This window comes from Phyllobacterium myrsinacearum, from assembly GCF_014138285.1.
GTDB classification, from domain to species: domain Bacteria; phylum Pseudomonadota; class Alphaproteobacteria; order Rhizobiales; family Rhizobiaceae; genus Phyllobacterium; species Phyllobacterium myrsinacearum_A.
On sequence record NZ_JACGXN010000003.1, the window covers coordinates 400,723 to 427,046 of the forward strand.

General features: G+C 55.4%; 26 protein-coding genes and 1 pseudogene. 8 read left to right on the forward strand and 19 right to left on the reverse strand.

Annotation, left to right across the window (positions count from 1 at the left end):
* Window positions 1-84: 84 nt before the first annotated feature.
* The 5 genes from FHW16_RS14145 (at window position 85) to FHW16_RS14165 (ending at window position 6,233) form a co-directional block, all read left to right on the forward strand.
* Window positions 85-1,155 carry a BMP family ABC transporter substrate-binding protein gene (locus FHW16_RS14145; RefSeq protein WP_182549837.1) on the forward strand — a complete coding sequence of 357 codons (1,071 nt, stop codon included), beginning with the start codon at window positions 85-87 and terminating at the stop codon, window positions 1,153-1,155.
* Window positions 1,156-1,177: 22 nt separating this feature from the next.
* Window positions 1,178-2,737, forward strand: a complete 1,560-nt coding sequence (locus FHW16_RS14150) for an ABC transporter ATP-binding protein (RefSeq protein WP_182549838.1) — start codon at window positions 1,178-1,180, stop codon at window positions 2,735-2,737.
* Window positions 2,734-3,780, forward strand: coding sequence for an ABC transporter permease (locus FHW16_RS14155; RefSeq protein ID WP_182549839.1), 1,047 nt, complete (start codon window positions 2,734-2,736; stop codon window positions 3,778-3,780). The genes FHW16_RS14150 and FHW16_RS14155 overlap by 4 nt, the downstream gene beginning before the upstream one ends.
* Entirely contained in the window at window positions 3,765-4,658 is an 894-nt protein-coding gene (locus FHW16_RS14160) for an ABC transporter permease (RefSeq protein WP_182549840.1), read from the forward strand. The genes FHW16_RS14155 and FHW16_RS14160 overlap by 16 nt, the downstream gene beginning before the upstream one ends.
* A 63-nt stretch (window positions 4,659-4,721) precedes the next feature.
* A complete protein-coding gene (locus FHW16_RS14165) occupies window positions 4,722-6,233 on the forward strand; it encodes an amidohydrolase family protein (protein ID WP_182549841.1) in 1,512 nt (503 codons plus the stop codon).
* Window positions 6,234-6,275: 42 nt separating this feature from the next.
* On the opposite strand, the gene FHW16_RS14170 is transcribed toward FHW16_RS14165, so the two are convergent.
* The 7 genes from FHW16_RS14170 to FHW16_RS14200 all read right to left on the reverse strand — a co-directional run bounded on the left by FHW16_RS14170 (window position 6,276) and on the right by FHW16_RS14200 (window position 12,262).
* On the reverse strand, window positions 6,276-6,614 hold the full coding sequence (locus FHW16_RS14170; protein ID WP_432652030.1) for a LysR substrate-binding domain-containing protein: 339 nt from the start codon (window positions 6,612-6,614) through the stop codon (window positions 6,276-6,278).
* Window positions 6,583-7,476: a sugar phosphate isomerase/epimerase family protein gene (locus FHW16_RS14175; protein ID WP_182549843.1), complete on the reverse strand. Its 894-nt coding sequence runs from the start codon at window positions 7,474-7,476 to the stop codon at window positions 6,583-6,585. The genes FHW16_RS14170 and FHW16_RS14175 overlap by 32 nt, the downstream gene beginning before the upstream one ends.
* Window positions 7,476-8,681, reverse strand: a complete 1,206-nt coding sequence (locus FHW16_RS14180) for an NAD(P)/FAD-dependent oxidoreductase (RefSeq protein ID WP_182549844.1) — start codon at window positions 8,679-8,681, stop codon at window positions 7,476-7,478. The genes FHW16_RS14175 and FHW16_RS14180 overlap by 1 nt, the downstream gene beginning before the upstream one ends.
* A 58-nt stretch (window positions 8,682-8,739) precedes the next feature.
* Window positions 8,740-9,684: a substrate-binding domain-containing protein gene (locus FHW16_RS14185; RefSeq protein WP_182549845.1), complete on the reverse strand. Its 945-nt coding sequence runs from the start codon at window positions 9,682-9,684 to the stop codon at window positions 8,740-8,742.
* 80 nt (window positions 9,685-9,764) lie between these two features.
* Complete coding sequence (locus tag FHW16_RS14190) at window positions 9,765-10,076, reverse strand: MocE family 2Fe-2S type ferredoxin (RefSeq protein WP_182549846.1); 312 nt, start codon at window positions 10,074-10,076, stop codon at window positions 9,765-9,767.
* Window positions 10,073-11,107 carry a sterol desaturase family protein gene (locus tag FHW16_RS14195; protein ID WP_182549847.1) on the reverse strand — a complete coding sequence of 345 codons (1,035 nt, stop codon included), beginning with the start codon at window positions 11,105-11,107 and terminating at the stop codon, window positions 10,073-10,075. The genes FHW16_RS14190 and FHW16_RS14195 overlap by 4 nt, the downstream gene beginning before the upstream one ends.
* 153 nt (window positions 11,108-11,260) lie before the next feature.
* On the reverse strand, window positions 11,261-12,262 hold the full coding sequence (locus FHW16_RS14200; RefSeq protein ID WP_182549973.1) for a LacI family DNA-binding transcriptional regulator: 1,002 nt from the start codon (window positions 12,260-12,262) through the stop codon (window positions 11,261-11,263).
* Between the two features lie 132 nt (window positions 12,263-12,394).
* Here FHW16_RS14200 and FHW16_RS14205 point away from each other — a divergent pair.
* Window positions 12,395-12,559, forward strand: a pseudogene (locus FHW16_RS14205) (transposase); the annotation flags it as partial.
* A 313-nt stretch (window positions 12,560-12,872) separates the two neighbouring features.
* Here FHW16_RS14205 and FHW16_RS14210 read toward each other — a convergent pair.
* From FHW16_RS14210 to FHW16_RS14250, 9 genes are all read right to left on the reverse strand, one after another.
* On the reverse strand, window positions 12,873-13,949 hold the full coding sequence (locus tag FHW16_RS14210) for an ABC transporter ATP-binding protein (protein WP_182549848.1): 1,077 nt from the start codon (window positions 13,947-13,949) through the stop codon (window positions 12,873-12,875).
* Between the two features lie 62 nt (window positions 13,950-14,011).
* On the reverse strand, window positions 14,012-15,310 hold the full coding sequence (locus FHW16_RS14215; RefSeq protein WP_182549849.1) for a D-tagatose-bisphosphate aldolase, class II, non-catalytic subunit: 1,299 nt from the start codon (window positions 15,308-15,310) through the stop codon (window positions 14,012-14,014).
* Window positions 15,307-16,260: an SIS domain-containing protein gene (locus FHW16_RS14220; protein WP_182549850.1), complete on the reverse strand. Its 954-nt coding sequence runs from the start codon at window positions 16,258-16,260 to the stop codon at window positions 15,307-15,309. The genes FHW16_RS14215 and FHW16_RS14220 overlap by 4 nt, the downstream gene beginning before the upstream one ends.
* 11 nt (window positions 16,261-16,271) lie before the next feature.
* The gene (locus tag FHW16_RS14225; protein ID WP_432652031.1) at window positions 16,272-17,105 is read right to left on the reverse strand and encodes a carbohydrate ABC transporter permease; all 834 of its coding nucleotides are present in this window, start codon (window positions 17,103-17,105) and stop codon (window positions 16,272-16,274) included.
* Window positions 17,106-17,128: 23 nt separating this feature from the next.
* The gene (locus tag FHW16_RS14230; RefSeq protein WP_182549852.1) at window positions 17,129-18,046 is read right to left on the reverse strand and encodes a carbohydrate ABC transporter permease; all 918 of its coding nucleotides are present in this window, start codon (window positions 18,044-18,046) and stop codon (window positions 17,129-17,131) included.
* Entirely contained in the window at window positions 18,043-19,299 is a 1,257-nt protein-coding gene (locus tag FHW16_RS14235; protein ID WP_182549853.1) for an ABC transporter substrate-binding protein, read from the reverse strand. Before FHW16_RS14235 ends, FHW16_RS14230 begins: the two co-directional genes overlap by 4 nt.
* A gap of 27 nt (window positions 19,300-19,326) precedes the next feature.
* A complete protein-coding gene (locus tag FHW16_RS14240; RefSeq protein ID WP_182549854.1) occupies window positions 19,327-20,292 on the reverse strand; it encodes a BadF/BadG/BcrA/BcrD ATPase family protein in 966 nt (321 codons plus the stop codon).
* On the reverse strand, window positions 20,289-21,083 hold the full coding sequence (locus tag FHW16_RS14245) for a DeoR/GlpR family DNA-binding transcription regulator (RefSeq protein ID WP_182549855.1): 795 nt from the start codon (window positions 21,081-21,083) through the stop codon (window positions 20,289-20,291). The genes FHW16_RS14240 and FHW16_RS14245 overlap by 4 nt, the downstream gene beginning before the upstream one ends.
* A gap of 184 nt (window positions 21,084-21,267) precedes the next feature.
* Window positions 21,268-22,584: an alpha-glucosidase/alpha-galactosidase gene (locus tag FHW16_RS14250; protein ID WP_182549856.1), complete on the reverse strand. Its 1,317-nt coding sequence runs from the start codon at window positions 22,582-22,584 to the stop codon at window positions 21,268-21,270.
* A 95-nt stretch (window positions 22,585-22,679) separates the two neighbouring features.
* Between FHW16_RS14250 and FHW16_RS14255 the strand changes: the two genes are divergently transcribed.
* Together FHW16_RS14255 and FHW16_RS14260 are read left to right on the forward strand one after the other, a co-directional pair.
* Window positions 22,680-23,549: a helix-turn-helix domain-containing protein gene (locus tag FHW16_RS14255; protein ID WP_182549974.1), complete on the forward strand. Its 870-nt coding sequence runs from the start codon at window positions 22,680-22,682 to the stop codon at window positions 23,547-23,549.
* A gap of 63 nt (window positions 23,550-23,612) precedes the next feature.
* Complete coding sequence (locus FHW16_RS14260) at window positions 23,613-23,894, forward strand: GSU2403 family nucleotidyltransferase fold protein (RefSeq protein ID WP_182549857.1); 282 nt, start codon at window positions 23,613-23,615, stop codon at window positions 23,892-23,894.
* 72 nt (window positions 23,895-23,966) lie between these two features.
* Here FHW16_RS14260 and FHW16_RS14265 read toward each other — a convergent pair whose 3' ends face one another.
* The 3 genes from FHW16_RS14265 to FHW16_RS14275 form a co-directional block, all read right to left on the reverse strand.
* Entirely contained in the window at window positions 23,967-24,512 is a 546-nt protein-coding gene (locus tag FHW16_RS14265) for a TetR/AcrR family transcriptional regulator (protein ID WP_246711763.1), read from the reverse strand.
* Between the two features lie 44 nt (window positions 24,513-24,556).
* Window positions 24,557-25,093 (reverse strand): dihydrofolate reductase family protein, encoded by a 537-nt coding sequence (locus FHW16_RS14270; RefSeq protein WP_182549859.1) that lies wholly within the window; start codon window positions 25,091-25,093, stop codon window positions 24,557-24,559.
* A 229-nt stretch (window positions 25,094-25,322) separates the two neighbouring features.
* Window positions 25,323-26,177, reverse strand: a complete 855-nt coding sequence (locus FHW16_RS14275) for an alpha/beta fold hydrolase (protein WP_246711764.1) — start codon at window positions 26,175-26,177, stop codon at window positions 25,323-25,325.
* Window positions 26,178-26,324 lie beyond the last annotated feature (147 nt).

Here is a 26,324-nt window from a genome sequence, read left to right on the forward strand (position 1 = left end):
ACCCCGATGACGACCGGGCGGCGAATAAAGCAGCCCCAATAACAAGTTGCTGACATACAACCTCCAGAGCAAGGAAATGGGAACATGAACAACAAGACTTCAAATGAAATGAATATGTTGCATAGGCCGGTCGGTCGCCGCACACTCCTCAAGGCCTCGGCCGGATTGGCCGCTATTACAATTGCAGGTGGCCGGCTGACAAATGTTGCGCGTGCTGCGGGCGGCCTCGTCGCGCTGGTTCACACGCAGGCAGCGGGTGATGCTGGCCCGGTAGACTCAATGATCGCCAAGCTCACACAGCTTTCCAAGGAGTTGGGTTTTCAATATCGCGCGGTATACGCTCAAGACCCCGCGACCTATGAGACCATTTTCCGCACTCTCGGCGATGCTGGCGCGGCAGTGATCGTTTCGACCTTCAACGAGGTCGCAGAACCCTTCAAAGCGCTCGCCCCTTCCTACCCCGATACCAAGTGGATTCAACTTTTCGCTGATCCTTTCGAGCCGGCGATCCCCAATATCGTGACGGTGTCCTATGATTACTATCTCGGCTGTTATCTCTCCGGCATATTTGCTGCGCGTGTAAGCAAGTCGGGTAAGCTTGGCTTCATCGGAGGCGTATCTATTCCGCCAATCAATGCCGACTACAATGCATTCAAGTCCGGCGCCTTGTCCGTTCGCCCGGATGCATCGGTCAAAATCGCCTTTGCCGGCTCTTTCCAGGACCCGGCAAAGGGGCAGGAAATCGCAACCCAGATGTATTCGAGTGGCATCGACTTTATCCAGACTGATGCAGCAGCGACCGACTTCGGTATCATTGCCGCAGCAAAAGAGGCGGAAGGCCGCTTGGTGAGCGTACTCGATCCTGCCCAATTCCCCCAAGGTCCCAAATCCGTAATTTCAATCGTCGGTCTCGACTTCGGAACCTCGCTCTATAATGAAGTAAAGAAGGCGTTTGGCAGTGGATTTGCCGGCGGGACCCATGAGCATACCGGTTTGGGAACAGGCGTTATTGAATTCATCCCGTCGCCACTCTTCGCTGAACAGGGGCCGGCTGATATTGTGGCCAAGGCAAAGGAAGCAGCGCCCGAGATTGCGGCAGCACGAGCAGCGATCCTCAATGGATCACTGAAGGTTCCGTTCAATACGAAGCTTTGACCCGCGACTGGATCATGCCCCGATGACAAAAGTCAGCCTACCCATATTCGAATGCCGCGATGTGACCGTTCGCTACGGCCATATCCTCGCGCTCTCCAATGTCGGAGCCGTTTTCGAACGTGGTGTGATCCACGCCGTGGTCGGCCAGAATGGCGCAGGCAAGACGACGTTTGCCCGCGTCCTGGCTGGTCTCGTCCGCCCTGCATCGGGCCAGATCAAGATCGACGGCCGCCCGCTTGCGGGTGGCAATGTCAAAGACGCCCGGCGTTCGGGTGTTGAACTCGTCCACCAGAGCTTCGCGCTGCCCCCTTCTTTCACAGTCGCCGAAGCAATGCAGTTCGGCGCGCAAGGCGGAAGATTCTTTACAAAGGCAAATCTTGAAAAGCGCTGGCAGCCCCACCTTGACGCGCTCGACGTGAAGGTGAGCGCGAGGCAGCGTATCCGCGACCTGCCGGTCGAGACCCAACAAGGGGTTGAAATCGCCAGAGCCCTTGTCTCGGATGCAAAACTGCTCATCTTGGATGAACCCACGGCAGTCCTGGCTCCCGAAGGCGTTGAAAAGCTCTTCGACCGAGTTCGGCGCCTCAAGGAGCGCGGCGTGACCGTCATCCTTATCCTGCACAAAATACGGGAAGTTCTGGCAATTGCGGACACGGTCACGGTTCTGCGTGGCGGAAAGCTCGTTGATGGGCCGCTGCCCTGCAACGGGATTGACGCAAACAGGCTGGCAGAGCTGATCATTGGTCCAGCAGTTGCCCGCAACCTCAAACCGGAAGACAAGGCAGCTTTGACCGGAGCAGCAGTTATCTCGCATGCCGAACAGCATGCAGACATCCACGCTGCCCCCGTCCTCAAGATGCGCGCTGTTTCCACACGCGCCGATCCAGAAGGCCCCGCGCTCGACGGGATCACCCTCGACATTCGTCCAGGCGAAATTATCGGCGTCGCAGGCGTTGAGGGCAATGGGCAGAAAACACTTGTGCGCGCAATCTCAGCACTGACCGATGTCGTCAATGGCGAGATTTCCATTGATGGCACAAATGTGACCCGCGCCCCACTCGCCGCACGACGGGCGAGCGGACTGCGCATTATTCCCTTCGAGCGGAATGTTGAAGGACTTAGCATGACCAGTTCCCTTTGGGAAAATTGGTCCGCACGTAATCTTCTTCAGATACCACTCTTGTCCACCATCAGTCCCTCCGCCATCCGCAGGCAATGCGATACCGCCCTCAAGCAATGGGATGTCCGCTATTCCGACGTCAGTCAGCGTGCGGGTTCCTTATCGGGCGGAAACGCCCAGAAGGTAATCCTGTCGCGCGAGATGGATGAAGACGCACGTCTTATTCTTGCGGCGCAGCCAACACGTGGTCTGGATATCTGCGCAACATCTTTCGTATGGGAGTCGATGCGAAACGCCCGCGCGCGCGGGTGTGGTTTATTGTTCATCTCATCGGATCTCGACGAAATCCTCGACATTTCGGACCGTATCATTGTCATGTTGTCCGGGCGCATCGTCGCCGAATTCCGCCCCCCTTATGACCTTGCCGCAGTCGGCGCAGCCATGACTGGAATGCTTAGATGATTGACCGCTTCGTCTCCGTTTTCCGTGCGCTGATCTTCATTGTGCTTGGCCTGGCGCTTTGCGGTGTGATCTTTCAGGCTGCAGGCTATTCAGCCCCCCTGATGTTCCAATCCATCGCCGATGGCGCATTTCTTAGACCCGGCGCACTGCAGCAGGTGCTTCGCTGGGGACTTCCGCTGTTTATAACGGCCGTTGGCGTAGCCGTCTCCTTTCGAGCCGGCTATTTCAATATCGGTGCCCAAGGCCAGTTCTACATGGGAGCCATCGCGGCCGCCTTCATGGCGGAATGGCTCAATGGTGCACCCGCACCTGTCCTTATCACCGCTTGCTTTCTTGCCGGGATGACAGGTGGGGCACTCTGGGCGCTTTGGCCTGGACTGCTGCGATTGAAATCTGGCACCGATGAAGTGATTACCACACTGATGGGCAACTTCATTGCAGGCCTCGTTCTGCTCTATGTCACCGCTGGGCCCCTCAAAGATCCCTCGGGAACCGGACAGCAGGCGTCAAGCCGGCCACTTGCGAGTGTCTATCGGATCAGTAACTCGCTCGGTCTGTCTCCAACAATCATTATCATCGCCGTTATCGTTGGTCTTGCGATGTGGTTTCTGGTCAATCGAACTTCCTTTGGCATACTTTCTGGCCTCGCCGGCCGCAACGCGACAATGGTCGAGTGGCAAGGCGCGCGGACCTGGCACATAGGGCTGGCAAGCTTTCTCCTCAGCGGCGCGCTTGCCGGCCTTGCGGGAACTATGGAATTCATGGGGCCAAATGGACGGCTGACCGGCGGTTTTCTGCCCGGCCACGGGTTCACTGCGATCCTGATCGCGCTCGTTGCCAACTTCTCAGTTGTCGGTACGGCATTTGTGGCGCTGTTTTTTGGCGGGCTTGCGTCCGCCGCCCTCTACCTGCCCATCATGGCTGGCCTGCCCTCCTCGGCAATCGACATCATCAATGCAGCCATCGCTCTCTTCATCACCGCAAAATCCAGTACCGTCGACCGGATAGCGAAACTCGGAGGACGGATATGGAAGACTTCGTAATCGCCATCCTGCGCTCAGGCACTCCGCTGATTTACGTGACACTTGCCGGTGTCATTGCTCAGCGAGCAGGTATCTGGCATCTCGGCCTTGAAGGTCTGATGATTGCCGGAGCTTGCGCGACTGTTCTCGGCATTGTGCTCATGCAATCAATCTGGCTCGCACTTCTCGGCGCCATTATGGTCTGCGTTCTCGGATCTATTCTGTTCTGGTTCGTGGTCGAAAAACTCAAGGCCAACCAAATTATCGCAGGCCTCGGGCTGACGGGACTGGGGCTTGGCGGTACTGCCCTCGCCGTCCAGTCGATATTCGGGACGCAGGCGGCTGTAAGCGCGCCATTCGGTCTGCCGCGCATCGGCTCTGCCTTTGGATCATTCGGGTCCTTATCGATCCTCGTCTTGATCATGCCGATAATCGTTTTGGCAATGTGGTTTATGTTGCGACGAACCCGTTTTGGACTGCGCCTGGCTGCCGCTGGCGAGCACCCTTTTGCCGCGCGCAGTGTCGGCATCAATCCGGCCCTAATGCGCCTCGTTGCATTGATAATCAGCGGCGTGCTTTGTGCATTGGCTGGCGCAGAGCTTGCGGCGGGCAGCCTTCAGATCTTTGCCCAAAACATGACAGCCGGACGAGGGTTCATGGGGTTTGCCGCTGTCATATTTGGCGCTGGACATCCCATCGGCGCGGCTTTGGCAGCCCTGTTCTTTGCCATTGTTGGCGCACTTGGCATCAGGGCGCAGCTAACCTTCGGCGATCGCGTACCGCATGACCTGCTGCTCGCCTTGCCTTACCTGGCTACCGTTCTCGGCATCTGGCTCAGCACGCACCTGCGCGGGGGCACCAAAGCTGCCAGTGGCTTCGGTGAACTGCGCGACCAATAGACACCGGCCCAGCGTCGCTCCACATCGGAGCCGACGCGGCGGCACGACGAATAGGACATGCCCATGCCCCAGACGCTGATCAAGAATGCCACCCTCTTGACGATGTGTGCTCAGAACGGAAGCAAGCCGTTCGAAGGCGACATTCTGATCGAGAAGGGTCGCATCGCTGCCATCGGCCAAAACCTCGTGGCCAATCCGAAGGCGACCGTTATGGAGGGCCGCAACCGCCTCGTGATGCCAGGCCTCATCAATGCCCATACCCATTCGAGCGAAACTTTCTTCCGTGGCCGATATGAAGGCATGCCATTGGAAATCTGGTTACTCTACGCCTACCCATTATTGATGGGTCCAGTCATTGATGACAGATTACTTTACCTGCGCAGTCTTCTTCTTGCCATGGAATCACTCCGCAATGGCGTCACAACGATTTGCGACGACTTCTTCGATCCACCTGCACATGATCTCTCACGGCTAGCGACTGTTTTTAGGGCCTATGAGGATGCGGGCATCCGCGCCAATATATCGAGCGCGGCAATGAATGTGCATACTCTGGATGCCTTGCCCTACGCTCGGAAGGTTATGCCACTCCATCTCCAGGAAAAGCTTGATTTCGGGCCACCGATGTCGGCCGATGCCTACATGGATTATTGCCGTTCCGTCTTTGCGTCACTGCACGGCAGGGCCGGTCGGCTCAACTTCATGATCGCACCGTCGGCGCCGCAACGCTGCACCCCGGAATTGCTGCAGGCTTGCCATGCACTCGCTGTTGACATGGGCGTGCCGCTGCATACCCATGTCCTGGAAACCAAGACACAGGCCGTGACTGGCCATGAAATGTACGGCAAGAGTCTGATTGCCTACATGCACGATCTGGGCGTTCTGTCCCGCAACACCACCATCGCCCATTCCGTCTGGGTGAGCGAGAAAGACATTGCAATGATGGCAGAAGCGGGATGCTCAATTGCCCACAACGCCATCTCCAACCAGAAACTCGGAGCTGGGATTGCTCCCGTTCGCCGTCTGATGAATGCCGACATAACCATTGGTCTTGGGACCGATGGTGTTTCGTCAAATGACACTGCTCGCATCTTTGACGTCATGCGGGTGGCCGGGTTGATCCATAGTGTTTCAGGCCCGGATCATGATCAGTGGATTCGTGCCGACGATATCCTCACCATGGCAACGATCGGCGGGGCACGCAGTGCCATGCTCGAGAATGTCACCGGTTCGCTCGAAGTCGGCAAGGCCGCTGATCTGCTGATCCTTGATTTAACGACCCTCTATTTCACCCCGCTCAACGATATCGTCAAGCATCTCGTCTACGCAGAGAATGGTTCTTCCATCGAAACGGTGATGATAGCGGGGCAGATCGTTGTTCATGATGGCCGCCTGCAAACAATCGACGAAGCCGCGATACTGGCCGAGATCCGTGAGCTTCTCCCGACGCACCTCGCCGCGCATGCCGAACTGGAAGCCCGGAACGCAGCGTTCCACTCCACCATGGCCGAAATCCATCGGCGCGCCACGTCCACAGACATTGGCATGAACCGCTATGCCGGAGATCCCGGCACGTGAATCTGCGTAGCAGGTGCCATCATTCGGTCAGCGGCAGTTCATTCAAAAAGCAGTGAAGGCAGGTAATGGATGGCGCCGGTCAGGGTAGTAGAGATGATATCCTGAGAATGCTTGGCACCAGTCATCGAGCACGCGAACAACCACGCCTTCCAAGATCGACGATTGCGCGACGTCCTCCCAAATCAATGCCAGGCCGTGTCCCTCGATCGCTGCCCGGATAACCAGCGATTCATCGCTGAAGTCGAACTGGCCATCAACCTGCAAGTTAATCTCTTGACCCTGTTTTTCCAACTCCCGGATGTATGCGTGATTTTGACCAGGACCTTTCCCTTCCCTGGCGGTTCCACGTCTAGCTCGAGGATTTCCAAAGGCTTTCCTGATGCAAGGGCGACGGTAGCGCGTGACCGCTTTCTTTTATCGACGCGGACCATAGGTCACGCACCATCTCCCGCAACAACTGAGCCTCTGCCCACCTGTCCGTGGTATCGTTGCCGTCCCTCCCCGTGATAGCATAAGGCTTGGGCCCTAGTTCGCAGGTGAAGACCAAATCAGCGTCTGTGGCGGAACGAGACCGCCAGCGAGTGAAGCCGTACTCCCACCATCCCATGAAAAGATCGACCCATGGACGATGATGTGAAAAGGTGATTTCGATCTGAACCTGTTCGCGCGACGCCACCCGCCCGTGAAAGCTATGCGCGTTGTCCAATATTCGACGGATCGATGTGTGGTTCGCCTCTTGCACCGGCACGGCAAATTCCCGACCAACGAGAAAATGTGAAAGGTCGGCCAGGAGCGGTAGATCCGGCCGGTGATCGAGGAGATCTAGCGTGAAATGGAGATCGGTGGTCATTCGATCCCTGTGGGTCTCGATGAACACCGGTACACCAGCCTTATTGGCAAGGTCCATCCATCCGTCAAGAAATGGCAGACAGTCCTCTACGCGTCGCGGCCGGATGTCGGGTTGCAAGTTGATATGCGTGACGGGAAACTCTCTTGCCAGTTCAAGCGTCGGGATCAGGTCATCAACGCTGGTGGGAAAGCAAACGCCTTCTATGCGCAGACCGGTACCGGCGATCGCATCGTTCAATCGTGCCACATCTTCACGGTTGGTGTAATGCGCGCTCACCCCGTCAAATCCCCCGTGCACAATCATGGCGATAATCTCCTCGAGACTATGCTCATGCCCGTCGGTGTGGCGGCGCTCCATGGCCCAGAGCGATTGAAACACAAGGAGTTTCTGCATCACGCAGCCCGCACATTTTTTAACAGCGATTTTAGGTTTACAGCCGGATCCGCCAATAGATCGGGGTCAGGGCTGATACCGGCGGCAATTAGCATTTCCGCAAGCTTGATGTCCTTCGCAACGCTATTTCCTGTCCCGAGACCAGCGGCAGCTATTAGCCGACCTTCATCGAGATAAAACTCCATCTCTCCATTCGAAAGCGGCCGGACTACACTTGCGTGACCGGGCTGCGACAATCCGGCGACCTGTAAGCCGAGATCATACTGATCAGACCAGAACCACGGGATAGTCGTGAAGTTAACCGTCGTGCCCGCCATGTTGCGGGCAGCCGTTTCCGCTTGGGCACGAGCATTGCGCCAGCATTCAAAACGGACATGGCTGCCATTAGCTTGTAGCACCGCGGCGCAGTCGCCAGCGGCATAGATGTGAGGATCGGATGTGCGTAAGCCTGCATCTGTCAGGACGCCGTTGCCGGTTGCCAGTCCTGCTGCTTCCGCCAAGCTGATTTCCGGAACGACACCAATCGCCGACACCGTGACGTCGGCTGGTACCGCAGTTCCGTCGGACAGTATCACCGCGCCGACTGTGATCGCCGCAATACCCTGTCCGAGATAAAAGCTGACACCTTCTTCCACATGGCGGGCATGAAGCTTGGCCGCAAAACGGGCAGGAACAGCGCGCCCGAGCGGTCGGGGTGCAGCCTCGATAACACTGACAGCCACGCCCTTTCCCCGCAGTACCGCTGCGAGCTCCATACCGATCAACCCGCCGCCGACGATGGCGAAACGCGCGCCATGATTGGCAAGAGAGAAGATCGCGCGCGCGTCGGAGTACGTCCTGAAGTCCAGCACATATTCGGCGCCTGTGCATGTCAGCCGCCTGGGACTGGCTCCCGTGGCAAGAAGCAATGCATCGTACTTCACAGCATTGCCGTCATCGAGGGTCAGTAATTTCGAGTGAACGTCAAGCTTCGCTGCGGATGTGCCTTGATAATAGGCGATGCGTGCGGCTCTCAGCGCGTCTTTCGTGCAGATTGATTTTAACTGCACGCCCTCGCTCGCCGGCTTTGACAACGGCGGCCGTTCATAGGGAAGATGTGGTTCGGCTCCGATCAAGGTGACGGTCTCCGAATAGCCGGCTTCACGTAAAGCGAATGCCGCCCGGGTACCACACTCACCTGCACCAACGATGACTATCCCGTCCATATAAGCTCCAGCTTTAAAAAGACAGGCACATCACACGTGATGTGCCTGTCAGGGAGGATCAGTTCCGCTTTGCGTAGTCTGCCATGTTCTTGGGTGTTACAGGCTCGAACGGTACCATGACCTGTTTCTCGACTGGCTTTCCACGGATCAGGGCAACAGCCGTGTCGAGCGCGGTCGCCGACTGGGCTTTCGCGTTCTGGAAAACAGTGGCATCCAGATCGCCAGCGGCCATCGCAGCGAGGGCATCCTGTGTTGCGTCGATACCGACAACGACCACACTGTCCATTGACACACCTGCTGACTTCAGCGCCTGAACGGCACCAAGTGCCATTTCGTCATTATTGGCGAAGACAGCATCGATCGGGCGGCCGGCAGTGATCCAGTTGGTCATCATGTCCATGGCGTTGGTGCGCGTCCAAGCCGCTGATTGCTCGTCAGCGATTTTCGCACCTTTACAGTCGCCAGCCGCCAACGCGTCCTTAAATGACGATGTGCGGTCGCGGGATGCCTGGTGTGCAAGATCTCCCATCAGAATGTAGACCTGTGCATCGTCTACCTTACCCTTGGCCTTGAGCGCGTCGCACGCGGCGGTGGCGGCCTGTTTCCCGGCATCGGTTTCGCGTGAGCCGACATAGGCCTGCTTTTCAGGCAGCTTGCCAATATTGCCGGGCTCAAGATTTAGATAAACGAGAGGGATGTCGGCCTTTTGCGCCGCTTGGCTGATTGCATCCGCCGCGGAAGCATCCGCCAAAGTCAGAATGATGGCATCGACTCCGCCGGCAATGAAGTTGTTGACTTGGTTCATCTGCCTGGAAATATCTGTCTGGGCATCCTCGAACTGGATGGCAATGCCGTTGACCTCAGACGCCCTTGCTTGAAGTCCTTCCCGCAAAAGCGTTTGAAAATTGTTGTCGAAGCTCTGCATGGAAACGCCAATCGTCCCGGCTGAAGCAGTTCCGGCCATCAAGGCGGCCATGAGGGCCCCCATATAAATGAGTTTCATTTTTTCCTCCCGATTGAGTGCCGGATCACTCGAACACACCCGGAAGTCCAGCTGGACCTATTTCGTCGTCATCGAGGGCTCTAGCCGATAGCCACGCGAACCTCCCCGTCGACAACCTCCACTTGATACGTTTTGAGATTTTCGCAGGCTGGAAGCCGTAGGGCTTCACCCGTACGGTAGTCGAAGACGCCGGAATGCTTGGGACACTCCACCTCATAATCCATCACCAACCCATCAGCGAGATGGATCGCTTCGTGCGTGCAAAGACCGGCGGTGCAATACACGCTGTCGTCCGGCGCACGATAAAGCGCATAGGTGCGGCCTTCATGATCGAAGCGCTTGGCGCCTTCCTGTTCAATTTCAGCGAGCTGGCAGGCAGTGACCCAGGTCATTCGGCAGCCTCCCTTGCTTCGCCATCCTTTTTGCGAGCGGCCAGCTTTTCCTTGCGCTTACGATAGCGTGCCTGCATCTGCGCATCGCCTTCGGCAGACCCGTCGTGCCAGGTGCCGAACCATTTATCGAGCGGGACAAGCGCATCGCCGTAGTTCACCTCGAAATATTTGTGGTGGAGGTAATGCGCATAGGCGTGGCTATCGATCGTCTTCTCTTCCCCGATCTCCACCTTGTCGAAACCGACGTGGCCGGGAATGGCACCAAAGCCTGCATAGTGCAGCTGGTAGAGCATGATGATCGGATTGGATGGCAGGATCAGGTGATAGAAAGCCGTCCCGAAATAGAGCAGGTGTTCGACCGGGTGCATCGACAGCGACGACCAAGGTGAAGGGTTAACTGAGTTGTGGTGGACGGAATGGACCCACCTGTAGAGCAAACGGGTATGGATCAACCTGTGAACACAGAAGAAATGAAACTCGTGAATGATTGGGACCACGAGAGCGACGATCGCCAGCGTCCATGGACTATCCGTAAAGGTAAGCCAGGGGGCATAGCCATTGGCATAAGCCCATAGCATGCCGACCTCGATAGCTGTCCAGACTGTCACGCCCGACAAGAAGGTGCGCAGGATATTATCGACATTCTGGCGCTCGAACCAGAAGGCCTTGCTCTTGTTTTCCGCGGGAAACTTGCCGTTGTATTTGAACCGGTTAGCCTGCCGTTTAAGGGCATAAAGGTGCATCTCGAAGGCACCGTAGAACAGCAGGACACACACCGCGTTGACCGCGTATAGCCATGCGGCCCAACCGATACTTAGAGTTTGCATCGTTTCCGTGGAGGGAATAACCCACGCCCAATAGGCCACCGCCGATGCCGCGAAGATGACGTTCCAGGGAAAGAAGTAATGTGGCACCCACTTCAGGATGGCCTTTGCCCGCATCGGGAAGACAAAAAGCGGCGCATACTCGACGGGCTTATGCGGAGCCCAGTCACCCCGCTTGTTGCGTGTCCCATGCTTCAGATCGTCCATTGCGCGCTCCTGTATGAGGTCTAAGGGACCTCGCAAATCCCGTGGTTCATGGGAGAGCGCAATCACGTCGGTTAACGAAGCGAAGGCCCTCCTCCTGAAGCAACGGTAGCAGGCAGCTGCCGAAGGTTCGAAGGGTTCGTTGATCTGATTAGATCAAAGGTTCTCAGCCGTAATAGTAATAAAGCGGATTGGCTGCTGGTCAGGGTCGACGGTTGTCAGGCCGATGCGCCGCAGCATCAGGTCAAGTACGCGCCGAGCCTGAGCTTCTGGGGCTTGGTCTAGGACGACATCCATGATGCCGTCGGCAAGAGCCTTGCGCGTATAGTCGGTGAGTTCATGTCCGACAAAGAGAATCTCTTTGCCTCTTTCCTGACGGCTCATCACGTCGATGACGGCCGCGTTCGCCCCTCCCGCATTGTAAAGGCCTATGAGGTCCGGGAATTTTGAAAGTCCCATGTGCAATGTTTCGACGCTGAACAATTCCTCGTCGCGAGTGAACCCAAGCCATTTGAATGCAATCGGGCCCGGATGATCCCGAAAGTACTCGGAGAAGCCGCGAATTCTGTCTTGATGAACCTGATATATTGGGTGACATAGTGCGATGACGGACCCTTGCGCCCTCGTCATCCTGGAGATGAAATGCGCGGCAGATCGTCCAGCGGCGTAGTTGTCGATCCCGACAAACTCAGCTTCGTCTTGCGACGCTCTCGTGACTATATGGACAACAGGAATGCCTTGATCAATCACCTTCTTTACCGCAACGTCAATCAGCGGACTGTTTGGAACGGCGAGAATAAGACCCGCACGCGGCGCGTCAGGAAGGGCGATATAGCGAGCGATTTCTTGCGCATTGCTTTCCTCGGCAAATCGGCGATGGACAACCACGATCGGGTCGAGAGTCGCTGCAATTCTTTCGAACGCTTTGGAAAGGCGACTATAGAACGTCGTTTCAGGTCTAACCATGATGACGTCAATGCGGAGCATAGCTCTGTGGATCTCTGGCAGGACGCGCGGATAGTTTAACTGTCTGGCAGCCAAGACGACCTTTGCAACGAGCTCCTGCCGAACTCCTCCTCGTCCATTCAAGACCCGCTCGACCGTCGCCGTCCCTACGCCGGCGAGTTTCGCAACATCATGGTAGCTTGGTTTGCTCAACATCGTCCTCCGCCAGTCCGGTTTCCCATTGATGGGATCGTCCAATCACTCTCAATCTGTCAGATCGGGCATCATCGATGCTACCATGTCCGCAAGCGCATATAACTGAAAAGGTAACCGGCGCGATGACCAAATCCCGTTAAGTTGACATTTCGCTGCGTTAAAGACAGGAACCGCATCGAGCGCATGTTCAACAGGCTCAAGCAATTCCGCCGGGTCGCAACACGCTTCGAGAAAACCGCCCGCAACTACCGCGCAGTTGTCACTCTCACGGCTATCGTCATATGGCTAAGGTAAATGTCCACACCGCCTGGAATTCCTTGAGTGCCATCGCGGTCTCGGAGAGGATTTCGTCGGACAGGCCCCTTCGCCGATTGCTCGCGCCATGGCAAGGGCACCAACCAGTGCGCTGAGTGCCAAGCAGGCGCGACGTCGATCACCAGCGGTGTCCGTACCCGGCGTCAACCCGGCCAGAAGCTCGAGGTACTGCTCGACCTGATGTCCGTAGGCCGAGCGGGTTCGATCATCTGCGCGCGAAATGTCCTCGGCCAACCCGGCCACCGCGCATCCGGCCTCCGGGTGGGCACGGTGGGCTGGACTGGCAGATGGGTCAGTCTGGTCGCGTCGGTAGACGCTGTTCCGTCTTCACATCAAAAAGGTGTAGTCTGTCGAGGTCTGGCGTCATCACAAGCTTATCGCCCGCATGAAGGTCTAACCGTTCTCTTACAGTCGCTACAAGTTGATCTGTTCCCAGCATGGTAGTCACTTGAGTCTCGGCGCCAGTCGGCTCGATTAGGACAACCTCCGCTGTGACTGTACCGTGTCCAATTGTGATGTGCTCCGGGCGAATGCCATAGATGATTTCCATCCCTTGTGTTACGCATGCTCCATGCGGCAACGGCAATTCGCCTCCGCCGTCGGCGATGAATACAAGCGGCTCGGTAGTACTAACCTTACCACGAATGAGATTCATGCCCGGAGAACCGATGAAACCCGCTACGAACAGGTTCGCCGGACGGTCATACAGGTCAAGCGGCGAGCCAATCTGTTCTACGTATCCGTCTTTCATAACAACAATTCGATCTGCCATCGTCATGGCTTCGATTTGGTCATGAGTCACGTAAATCGTCGTTGTCTTGAGCCGCTGATGCAATTGTTTTATTTCCGAACGCATCTGAACGCGCAGTTTCGCATCCAGGTTCGACAATGGTTCGTCAAACAGGAAGACTTGCGGATTTCTGACAATTGCACGGCCCATCGCCACACGTTGGCGCTGCCCGCCCGAAAGGTTTCGAGGATAACGGTCAAGAAGATGTTCAAGACCGAGTATCTGGGCAGCATCACGAACCCGCTGTTTTGTCTGCTCTTTCGGTGCTTTCGCCAGTTTCAACGAAAAACCCATATTCGCCTCCACTGTCAGATGCGGATAAAGCGCGTAGGACTGGAAGACCATTGCGATATCGCGCTCTTTGGGCGCAACGTTGTTCACGACCTTGCTGCCGATGGAAATCTTGCCATCGGAAATTTCCTCAAGCCCCGCGATCATGCGCAACAAGGTTGACTTACCACAGCCGGAAGGACCAACGAGGATCACGAATTCGCCGTCCTCGATATCAATATCCACTCCGTGCAAAACTTCGAAGTGCCCGTAACTTTTGCGGGCATTGGCCACACTTACTGACGCCATATTTTTTCTCCGGCTCTGTGTTCGTATATGCCGCCTCCGCTTGCCAGATGGAGGCAGGATTTTTATCTTGTTGCTGTGGCAGTTGCATAGGGAGCCAATGCCGCGTCGATCGCAGCGAGGCAGAGTTCTCGTGCCTTGGGAACGATCCGCTTTAATACGACGTCCGGGTATAATCGCCCCAAATGTTGGCTGATCAGGGTTTCCGGAATATCGTCATCAAGCCGGTTAAACAATCTGTCGACTGCATCAGATGCCCGCGGGTCAGGCCAGTAATAGCGAATGCGATCGCTGTAGCTGAAATGCCTCTGGAGCCGTTCTTCCTCGGCATTTCCGTTATAGTGGCCTGACCAGTACTGTGGCTGCTCGACCATGATCGTTTCCATCCTCGCAATCAGACCCGTGTCTCTCGGTTTACCGGCGACCACATCAGCGATCGCGTCCAGACCATATAACGCTTCACGCAATGCAAAAGTCAGCCCGGGCCCAACCTTCAAAATGGCAAAGCCACCATCAACAAGAGCGGACAGCGCTTCAGTTGGTTGATAGTCCGTTGAATGCGCTTCAAAAAGCATACCCGGCATTTCGTCCAACGCGGCAATGAGATTCTTGGCCCGATCAGGCCTGTACAAAGCAATATTGGCATTGCCGAATTCCACGCCGGGCTGAACCACGATGCCTATAACGCGTTCCATCGCGGAAGCCACACCCGCCTTGGCAAATGACGTCTGATGAACTGCTAGCGTTTTCAACGCCGCCTCCGCCTTTGTAAGCTCCAGTTCTTCCAGCACATGGGTCGCGCCCCCCGGAGGCGGAACCTCCGTCCCAATGATGTAGACCGGAGGCCGCAAGCCAGAACGAAGCGCTGCTTCTTCAGCAATTTTAGCAAGGCGGGCAGCGCGGGAGGCGGTCAATTCGTCTGCCAGCGCTAGTGGCTCGGCTGCACATCCCATTGAGGTATCGAGATGAATTTTCTCGAACCCGGCCTCAACGTAGGCCGCGACCATAGCCTCTGCACGTATCATCGCTTCTTCAGCCGGAAGCTTCTTCCATGGATTAGGACCGAGATGGTCTCCTCCAAGAATGATGCGTTCTACCGGAAAGCCGGTCTTGGCTGCGATGCTGTGGATGAATCGCCGAAAGTCGGCTGGTTTCATGCCGGTATAGCCACCTTCTTGATTAACCTGATTGCAGGTGGCTTCGATGAGAACCGCTCGGCCTTCCACAACAGCACGCCTCAATGTAGCTTCAATAACCAGGGGATGAGCCGAGCAAACGGACATGATACCACGGGGGAGAGGCAAATTTCTTGCACCGAAAAGCTTTCGAAGTGCGATCTGACGGTTCTCATCAATTGACGTCATGCGAGTTTCACAACCTTGGTCAGGTGACGCGGTGAAACGGTATCGATCTGGCGGGCTTGTGCCGCACGTTCACCCAGGATCTGCAGCGCTGGAAGAACAACGAGACCGGCAAGCGAGAGATCAACATCTACTGCGAGTTCAACGTCGCCCGGTCCACCGATGCCGATAACGATCGCCCCCTTCTCTCGCAGCTCATCGACTAGCTTTGCTTCGGCTTCTTCTTGATCGGAGCTATAAAGCATCACTACAGCAGTATTGTTGTCGACCAAGCTTATTGGGCCATGGCGGTACTCAAGCGGATGGAAGGCCTGCGTCATGATTTGGCTCATTTCCATGAGCTTGAGCGCACCTTCCAAAGCGATGCCAAACAGGGGACCGCCGCCGAGAAACACGAAATGGGAACGCCCCGCAATGACCTCGGGAAGTATCGCATCGAGAGCGCCCACAAGTCGGCCAGCATGATCGACAGTCGAAGAGGGTATCTCCTGTCCAATCATTTGCAGACCCAGGAGAACCATTAGACTTGCCGAAACCGTCATCACGATACCTTCGTCCGGGTGGGTCTCGGCCGCGATCAATCGATCACAGTTTTTTGCCAGCGAACTTGCGGGCTCAACGGTTATGGCTGTTACGAAAGCACCAGACGCACGGCTTGCTCTAGCCGCTGCTACTGTTTCTGTCGTTTCACCGCTGCGGGAGAGCGCAACGACATGCGTATTGCGCCAGTCCGGCCAAAAAGCATGCGGCCGATTTTGCCATTCGGCACCCGGGACGGCAATTGCCTTGTGTCCGGCCATATTCGAATAAGCCGCAAGAGAGAGTGCGAGATTGAAGGATGTGCCGCATCCTACAAAAACCAGTAGTTCTGCCCTATCGGTTGCTGAATTCGAGCCGATTGCTTGTTCCCAGTACGGGAATTGTTCAAAAATAACCTTTTCGGTCGTGTTCATGTGGTCTCCGATTACTTGACAGAACCAGCCAGCAGTCCGCTGACGAGATAACGGTTGAGGAAAATGACGACGAGTGCGGGAATAATGATCGCGATCGAGCCGCTTGCCGTGATGAGGCCGTAATCAATGAAGTTCTTGGTAACGAACTCCGGGATCAAAACCGTCAGAGGCTTCGTCGCCTGCGGGGAAAAGATAAGCGGCACGAGGTACTGTCCCCATGCACCGAGGAATGTCAGGATCGCCGCGGCGGTCAGTCCAGGTCCAGCCAGCGGAAGCACAATGTTGAAGAAGATATAAAGGCGGCCGGCTCCATCAAGTTGCGCTGCTTCCTCCAGTGCAATCGGAAGAGCTTCGAACACACTTCTAAGCAGCCACAGCGACAACGGCAGGAAGGCCGAAACATAAATTAGTGCAACGCCGACATAAGTATCAACGAGGTGTAGCTTGATCATGATCTGGTAAAGCGGGATTAAGACAGCATAAGCCGGTATGGCCAATGTCGCGACAACAGCAATGAAGAGCGCTTTACGTCCCGGAAACTGGAGCCTGGTAAAAGCGTAAGCGCCAAGGGCCGAGACAGCGACGCAAAGGAATGTGGCAGCAATTGATGTCACGATACTGTTCACCAGTGCCGCACGAAACTGCTTGAAAACCTCCACTCCACCAATCCGTGCGATGTCGATGCCGAGCAGCCGTGAGTAGTGATCCAATGTGAAATGCTGAGGAAAGAAGTGTATCGGCCGAACCGAGAAGTCGTCTGTCGGCGTGACCGAGCTGGCGATGGTCCAGTAGATTGGTCCGAGCGACCAGATCAGCAGGACGGCAACGCCGGTCCAAATCAAAATTCTATAGGGAATGGTAGGTTTCATCAGTCAAACCGTGTGTTGCGATAAACGCGAAGGACATAGACGAGTGAAATGAGCAGAGACACGAGGGTGATCACCACCGAGAGCGCCATGCCATATGAGAAACGAAGGTTCTGGAACGTCTCAAGGTAAATCTGAACGAGCACCGGCCGTGTCTCGAGACTGGCGCCCGCTAGTACCCAAGCCTCGTCGAAAAGATTGAAAGCGTTCACCGTTGCGTTCGTCATGGCTACGGCAATTGCGCTGCGAATAAGCGGCAGAGTGACCAGACCGAACATTTGAACGCGCGTGGCCCCATCAATTCGCGCAGCCTCATAAAGATGCGCGGGTATGCTTTGCATCGCCGCCAGAACAATGACGATTGTCAAAGGCATCATGCGCCAGACGTGAACCACCGTGACTGCAATGATGGCGCTTGTACGGTCGTTGAACCAGACGTGGTTTTCAAACGGGAGCCCGATTGCAACGAGTATCCCATTCAGCAAACCCGCACCGGGCTGATAAATCCAAAGCCAGATAACCGAATTGACAACACCAGGAAGAGCCCAGGGCAGGATTACAGCGGCAAGTACCCACTGCCTTCCGACCTTGATCTGATTGATGAGCGTCGCCGCGAGTATGCCGAACACTGTTTCCGCAACGACTGCCAGCAGGACATACATCAGTGTATTGGTCCAGGTCGCACCGAGCTGTCCGTCGGACAGCATGCGGCTGTAGTTCTCCAGCCCGACGAATGGTGCGCCGGCCTGCATGGGGTTGACCCTGTGAAGACTGTCCCACACGGTTCTTCCCATTGGATAGAAGACCAGGGCGGCCATGGTTATTATAATCGGCGATACCAGCAGCAAACCAAGCGTGGCGTCGGCATTGAGGCCGACTCCACGTTTTCTCGCAGGACCATTGGTCGCAAATACGGTCATTGCGACATCGCCTGCTTGGCTGCATCAGCGATTGCCTGCATGGCTTGGTCCACAGTCATCTGCCCTTTGGCAGCGCTGTTGATAGCTGTATTAACGCCGCTGGAAAACTGCGGATACCAAGGTGGTGTGCCCTGCAGAAAGAGTGGCTCAACCGTCTTGGATTGTGCAACAAGCGCATCGCCACTGTTCAGCTTTCCGGACTCGTTGAGCTCAGACAGCGCCGAGGTACGTGTCGGCAGAGCCCCGTTCACCGCGTTTTTCTTCTGGTAGTCTTTGCTCGTGAACCATTTGACGAAGGCGATTGCCGCTTCCTTGTTTTGCGAAACATTAGGAATAGCCAGCGCTTCAGGAAGACCAAAACTGCGGGTTTGCCCACTCACGGTAGGAACAAGAATAGCTTCGACCAGTCCGGCCACTTTCGATTGCTTAGGGTCATTCATCTGACCCAAACGGCCAGGCTCGCCAGAGATCATGATACTTGTGATGCCCTGCGAGAACATGCTTTCGTTGATCTGGCTATCCTTGAGGCCCGTAGACGCCGGATCAACCAGGCCTTCCTTAAGAAGCATCAGTTCGAAGGCGAGAGCCTTGTAGCCAGCGGAATCCGGTGACAGAAAGAGAGGATTGAAGTCCTTGTCAAAAAGTTCGCCTCCGAACGCTTTGGTCAGCAGATACCAGCTTGTCGATGCCCCTTCCGTTGCTGAAAGCGGCAAACCGATCGGATATTTAGCAATGCCTTTTTCCTTGATTTTCTTTGCCGCGGCGACAAGATCGTCAAGTTTTTTCGGCATTTCCGCAACACCCGCATCAGCGAAATGCTTCTTGTTTACCAGCATGACGCGGAAGTCGTTGGTGTAAGGAACACCCAGCAGTTTTCCATCAACGGTGAAAATCTTCGCGACACCGATGTCCTTCATGGTATCGGCGTCAATCGCATCATTCAGTGGTAGGAACCAGCCAGCAGCGCTAAATTGGCCGGTCCATGACCAATCGAGTTCAGTAACGTCGGCCGGAGCAGTCCCGGCCACCAAGGCAGTCACCAGTTTGGGACGGATGTCATCCCAGGAAAGCGTTTGCAGATCGACGTGAATACCAGTTTCCGCTTCGAAATCGGCGGCGATATTCGGCCCCTGCGGCGACGGCATCAATACCGTAATCGATTGACCTGCGAGCGGTTTGGGGTCTTTTGCGGCAGCAGGCAAGGCAATTGCCAGGGCCACTGAAGCGAGCAATGGCAAGATAAACTTATGCATGTTCCCATCCTTTATTGTTTTTGATGCTCAGTTTTTATCCAGATGCGCAGCAGCGTTGTCAGCACTGGCCGCGACTTGTCCGAACCAGCCCTCGTCCAAAGGCCAGCCGAGAAGTTTGGCAGCAACCAGAAGGGCGCCACCGATTGGAGGAAGCTTGGGCGAGGCCGGAGTTTTCCCGATTTTGCGCTTGAGCGCTTCCAGCAGAATCCGGCTCAAAAAAGTGCCGCCCGCATAGGTCCATAATGCGTCCGGACCGCAATGCCCGGCAATCGCGCGATAATGCTTGGCAAGTTCATCTGCGGCCAACTCGATCAATTTGATCGCGCCTTCATCGCCGCCTTCAGCTGCCTGATCCACGAGAACCGAAATCGCCGCAATATCGGCCCGTTGGTTCGACAAGGAACTGACCCAGCGCCCGAGGCCATTCATGGGATCGGCGGCGTCAATGCCAAGGTGAACGAGTAGTGTATCTGCCAGGGTCGTCGCGGGGGCGCGCCCGTCCAGACTTTGGCTGACCAGGTTTAACGCCCTTTGACCAATCCAGTGGCTGCTGCCCTCGTCACCAATCACGTCACCCCACCCTCCCGTGCGGGCATATTGACCTTTCTCATTGCGGGCCCATGCCATTGAGCCCGTGCCAGAAAGAATGAGTATTCCCGGTTGTCCGGCGAAAGCGCCAAGGTGCGCAGCATCGACGTCATTGAGGACTTGCTGGCGAATGTTTGGGAATAGGCTCTCTATCGCGCTGCGCTGCAGCTCTGAGAAATGTGTGACCTCGCCATAAGCCGGAAGAGCTGCAGCTATTGCCGCCAATCCTGCCTCGTCGCGAAAGGGCAGCAGTTGCTGCTCTAACTCACGATGCCAATCCGGATTGTCCATGGGATTAACCCCGCGACCGCGCGAAGTCCGCACGATCTTTCCACTCTTGTCCGCAAGGGCCACCAACACTTTGCTTCCGCCCCCGTCGATTCCAAGGATGAGTTCGTCACTCACTCTTTTGTCCCCAGGTCGGCAATTGTGACATCGACGCCCAAGCCGGCAAGCTCTCCACGCCACTGGTCCGAGAGCCCGGAATCGGTAATTACTTTTGCAGCATTCAACGGGGCCACCTTGTAGGTCGCCATCGTTCCAAACTTTGAGGAGTCGGCGAGAACGAAACGATTGGCCGATCGAGTGAGCATACGCCGGTTGAGGCTCGCCTCAGCACTGTCGACGCTGTAAATCGTGCCGTCCGGGCTAACAGCGCTTACACCGAGAAAAAGCTGGTCGAACCATATTGTTTCCAGCATTGCCTCAGCTTGCGGCCCGACTATGGATGCGTTTTCGCTTCGAAGCTGTCCGCCGAGCAAAACCACTTCCAAATTCGGAACGTTCAGGAATTCCTGCGCAACCGTCAAGCCATTGGTGAATATCCTGAGCGGCATTGGATTAATGCGAATGAGGCGCGCCAGCTGGAGCACGGTTGTTCCTGCATCGAGAAAGATTGCGCTGCGAGGATGAAGCAGATCATAGGCTACGGTAGCAATCGCCCGTTTAGCCGATAGATGGCGTTTTTCCCGTTCCTGAAACGCGACTTCTACCGATGAACCATCGGCAATACGCGCGCCACCATGGACTCGATCGATTGCGCCTTCCTGTTCAAGAATCTGCAAGTCTCTTCGCACAGTGGCCAGCGATGCGCCGAGAGCATCGGCAAGGGCCTGGATCGTGGAAAAGCCGTTTGCGTAAAGGTGGCTGCGAATAGCGTCGAGACGATCCACCTTGACTCCTGATGCCTGAGACAACCCGCGCTCCCCATTGTTTTATGTCCAATATCAATCATATATGCATCTCAAAAAATCATAGTCAATCATTTTTATGACGTTTTATGATCTTTTTGATTTCGCATAAATAGAAAATACGCGCCGTTGGTGTAACGACGCGTATCTTGGAAATGCACTTCGGTTTGTGGCTACGAAGACGACCGTCTCAGTGATATTCGGGTAGAAGATCGCCATGTTGTTCGATCAAATCATCAACGAGACTCCATATTTGGTCGGGCGACAGTTCCGCAGAGGTATGGGGATCGAGAAGTGCAGCCTGGTAAATGCGCTCACGGTTCTTTGTCAAAGCGGCTTCAACTGTCAGCTGCTGAACTGAAACACTCAAATTCATCACCGCAGACAGCTGCAAAGGTATTCGCCCGATACGGATGGGCTGGATCCCGTTTCTGTCGACATGGCAGGGCACTTCGACGATACACTCATCAGGCAGATTCTCGATCAAACCATTGTTGGGAACGTTCCCGTAAATCAACGCGGAATCGCCGGTTACTGCCGCGTGGATAATGCCAGCAGCATATTCGTTGCTGCGACACACCTCGATTGGCCTGTCGCCTTCAAGCTCTTTGCGCAACGCATGCCACTCACTTATCTGGTCTTCGCAACGGCGTATGTATTCATCCAAAGGAATGTTCAGTTGATTGATAAGATCAGTCCTACCCTCCTTGATGTACCAAGAAGTGTACTCAGAGAAGTGTTCGCTGGACTCCGTTACAAAATGCCCAAGCCGTTTAAGGACATCAAACCGCACACGGTCGTCTGGGGGAACGCGGCCTTCGGCAGACAGCGCCTTCAATCTTGGGTAAAGGTCTTCCCCCCGCCCGTCACTGTGTACTTTCTCGTATTTCAAAAAGAACGCCACATGATTGATGCCGGCCGAAACGTAGTTCACATCGGCTATATTCTCGCCGAGGAGACTCGCAAGGTGACCGGCGGTATGCTGCACACTGTGGCACAATCCGACGGTCTGGATTTCCGGGGCCAACTGGCTGATCGCCCAGCAATTGATAGCCATCGGATTGACATACTGCATAAGAATAGCCTGCGGACAGACCTCCTGTATATCGCGGCATATCGCTTCAAGAACAGGTATCGTCCGCAACCCGCGAAAAATACCACCGATTCCCAGTGTGTCGGCAATGGTTTGCCTCAAGCCGTATTTTTTCGGAATCTCAAAATCGGTCACTGTGGCCGGCTTATAGCCACCGACCTGCATCATCAGGATCACGAAGTCCGAACCTTGTAGTGCTTCACGCCGATTGAGCGTTGCTTCGACCCTGACATTTTCAAGCTGGAGCGACTCGCATATCCGCCGGGCCACAATCTCGGAAGTCTTCAGTCGCTCGGGGTCGATGTCGAACAAACTTATAAAATAGTCACCGCCGCTCCGGGAAGACAAGACATCTCCCAGAATGTTCTGTGCAAAAACGGTACTGCCAGCGCCTACCAGACAAATCTTTGGCATTGCAATCTCCTTTCAGATCGTGCTTCTTCATGACTCTTCTAATCGAGAATTTCTTCCTGAAATCTCATTATTTATTCCGGGATTCGAGCGCGAAGATGAAACATCTGCAAGAGCGCCAGGGTTGGGCCGTCTCACGAGGAGAATTCCTGATTGAGCGCCACACGGCAGATACTATGGCCACCGCACACTGGCATGATCATATTGAACTGAATCTGCTGCTGGACGGCCAGATGACGTATCTCTTCAACGGGAGACAAGAACAAGTCCAAGCTGGACGGCTTGTTTTATTCTGGGCCGCTATCCCTCACCAGACGATTGCGGTCAGCGCAAATGCTCCTCTTGTTTGCATATATATTCCACTAGTCGATTTCCTTACCCTGCCCATCGACAAGGATGCGCGGCAAGCAATTATGCAGGGAGGGTTTTTGGCGGAAGGCCATTGGGTAGCCGGCGATGCTGAAGCTTTGCCGCGATGGGAAACCGAATGGCGCTTGGGTAGCACTGCGCGCCAAAGACTGATTTTGGATGAAATCGGGATACGGATCAGGCGTTTAATCCTGGATAATTTGGAGGTTGAAAAATCTCCTGCATATGCGCCTGCATCGACACTGACCAGCCACGCGGTTCGGCACGTGGAACTTCTCACAGATCTCATTAATTCGCGATACTCAGATCCGGTAAATGTACCCGATCTTGCCAAACTCGCGGGCATACATGCAAGCACAGCCAACAAGGCGTTCGGTGACGTTCTTGGTATATCTGTCAACGAGTATCTCACGCGCTATCGACTTGCCAGAGCAATGCAACGGCTCACCGATACTGAAGATCCGGTTTTGCAAATCGCCTTCGACTGTGGTTTTGGTTCAAGCAGCCGGTTCTACGACCTTTTCAAAGACCGAACTGGCACAACGCCGCGCCACTTCCGAGAATCAATGATTATTCGTACGCCGCCAGCGTTGGGATAGGGTTCCTTGGCACTGTAACCTTAACTTGGTAGTCGACGTAGTTCGATCTTTGCGTAATTTTTCATGCCATTTTCATGGGTGTTATTTCATGCCACATGCTGGTGGCGACTTGGCGTAGTTCTCTATGATCAGCAAAGTGCGGCAAAATCTCGAAAGGATCTGGAGCAGGCTCGGGCATTAATCGGCGTGCTGGCCATTCAACGTCCAGACGATCTGAAAGATTTGTGGCAGGAGCTTTGTGAGCGAGGAGCTTCCTGGCGCGACAAGGCTACCGCCAGTCTAGCTCAAATGCCAAATGAAATAGCCTTGGCGTTGGGGAAAGATAACGTCGATACTTCAATTTGACATGTAAATTAAAGACTGCCTTTTCATTTCCGGCACGAACTGACCCACTGGGGATGCGGACGAAAACTTGATCTAGACGCTCGGGTGATCAGAAGAACGCCTGAACGCTTCCAGTAGCTCGTCAAGTCCGCTTTCAAAATCATCCAGCATTGCTCCCTGTGGGGGCCGCCCTATGCTTGCATCCTGGGTAGCGACAGCGAGAGCGGCACCATGAGTGTAGTCAACAAGGATATGCGTCCAACGTAACGAGCGCTGTGAGGAGTGATTGCGTTCGCTCAAGTAGCTCATCAACTCACGGGTTATCCTCTTGGCATGATCAGGAAAAACGGCTGGTTGGGCAAAGATCGCCAAGGTCAGAGCGGGGTAGAGCACTACCTTGGTGTAGTAGGCTGTGAGGAGACTGCGGGCGCGTGCATGTGCATCACCCGTTTCAGGTGCGGCGACGTCCGCATATACCCACTCCGCTAGTGACTTGATCAGCCCATCCCGATCCTTGAAGTGGTGATAGATCGTCATCGGATTGATGCCCACACGTGCTGCCAATGCGCGCATGCTCAAGCCGTCGAGGCCGTCGACTTTGAGGATGCTCAAAGCCTCGGAAAGAATGCTCTCCGGCAAAACGGTCTTTCCGCCGGCCGGTGGCCGACCTCGCCCCCTTGGTGTCATATCATGACTTCATAATGAGATTGGACCAATCCGGAAGGGAAAGACCTTGTGCCCTTGTGCGCAAGCGCCACATCACGCTGACCTTTGCCAAAAAGAGGCCGGCCACAACCGAGCAAGATCGGCACCCTCGTGATCACCATATCGCGGATCATGTCGAGCGCGAGGAAAGATTGAATGATGCGTCCTCCATCCACATAGGCGTGTCGTGCGCCCTCGGATTGAAGCATCGCCATCGCTTGTTCAGGTGACTCTGCCGAAAAGCGTACTTTTCCTTTCAGCTCGGAAGGCACTGCCTGTCGTGCAAGCTGCGCCGACAAAACGAGGACCGGGCGGGTATAGAACCAGTCTCCCATGCCTCGGACCGCCTCATAAGTGCCTCGCCCCATTACGATAACGTCGATATCGCTTATGAAATCATCATAGCCATGATCTTCGCCAGTTTGGTCGTGCTTTAGCAACCAATCGATGTCGCCACTTTCGCGGGCGATAAACCCATCAAGGCTTGTTGCGATAAATACGTGTCCGGTGACCATCTTCGTCTCCATAATTATACATCGTATAAATATGGATCTCTAACGAATGTCAATGCGCTCGACGGTCCGCTCTTGCCCGTACCGCTCAGAAAGCTGACCGTCTGTTCACGGCCCCAAAGCGGTCAAGCGGTAGCTTCCGCGCCACGCACCTTTGAGGTTCAGAGCACGGACGAAGAACAGAAGCAGGCCGGCGGGTTATCGATCCGCCAGCCCACTCTCACCATCATCATCAGTGCGTTGAAATAGTTTCGCTAAAGTTGGCCAGGTCGCGATTGAAGCGCTCCGCTTCCTCCAGAAACGGAGCATGTCCGGAATCGGCATAGATCTGCGAGCGAACTGCCGGGTTGAGTGCCCTCGCCCGCTCAAGGCTCGGGCGCGCCATAACCAAGGCATCCTTTTCGCCGTAAAGCATCAGCACTGGAGCCTTGACCTTGGGCAACCCTTCCGCCGCAAAGACCGTCATGGAAGGCACCGTTCGAGTCATGGTCCATGATGCCATAGCCGCATTGGATAACAGCCGCTCGAAGAGCGCTCGATCCGGCTGCGTTGCAAAACACAGCGCCAGAAAGTCACGCATTGCGTCGAGGTGGACCTTCAGGTCGTCCGAGGCAAGACCTTCATAGACTTCGGGATGCGGCTTTAAAAGCTCGGCTTTCAGTTCGATGACGCCGCCCACATAAACCACCCCTCCGATCCCGTGATCGCCGTAAGCTGCAAGATAGTTGGAAACGACTACTGCGCCCAACGACCAACCGACAAGAACCGGATTTTTCGCCTTCGTCTCCTCAAGCACGGCGCGCAGATCATCAGCCCAGCGGCGTCCGTCGACATAGGCCTGCGCATCCTGTGGCTTGCCCGAAAGTCCATGGCCGCGAAGATCGAATGTGATCAGGCGATAACGCAAAAGGTCGGGGCTGTTCAACTGGCTCTCCCAGTCGAGATGGCTCCCGAGTAATCCGTGAATGAAGACAATGGGACGCCCGGATGGATTACCCGCTTCCCGAACCGCGATGTCGACACCATCCGGCGACTTCACAATATAGTCCTTCTGCCCCGCCATCGCGACCGAGGACATAATCATCATCAGGACCAACCATAACGCGCACGTCATCAAGGCGAGGCTGGTACGCCTGGCGGCTGGTCCTGCCGGTAGCTCTTCACTTTGCATCATCAACATCCGATTATTCACAACACTCATCCTTATGTTTAGTGATCGCTACAAGATAAATGC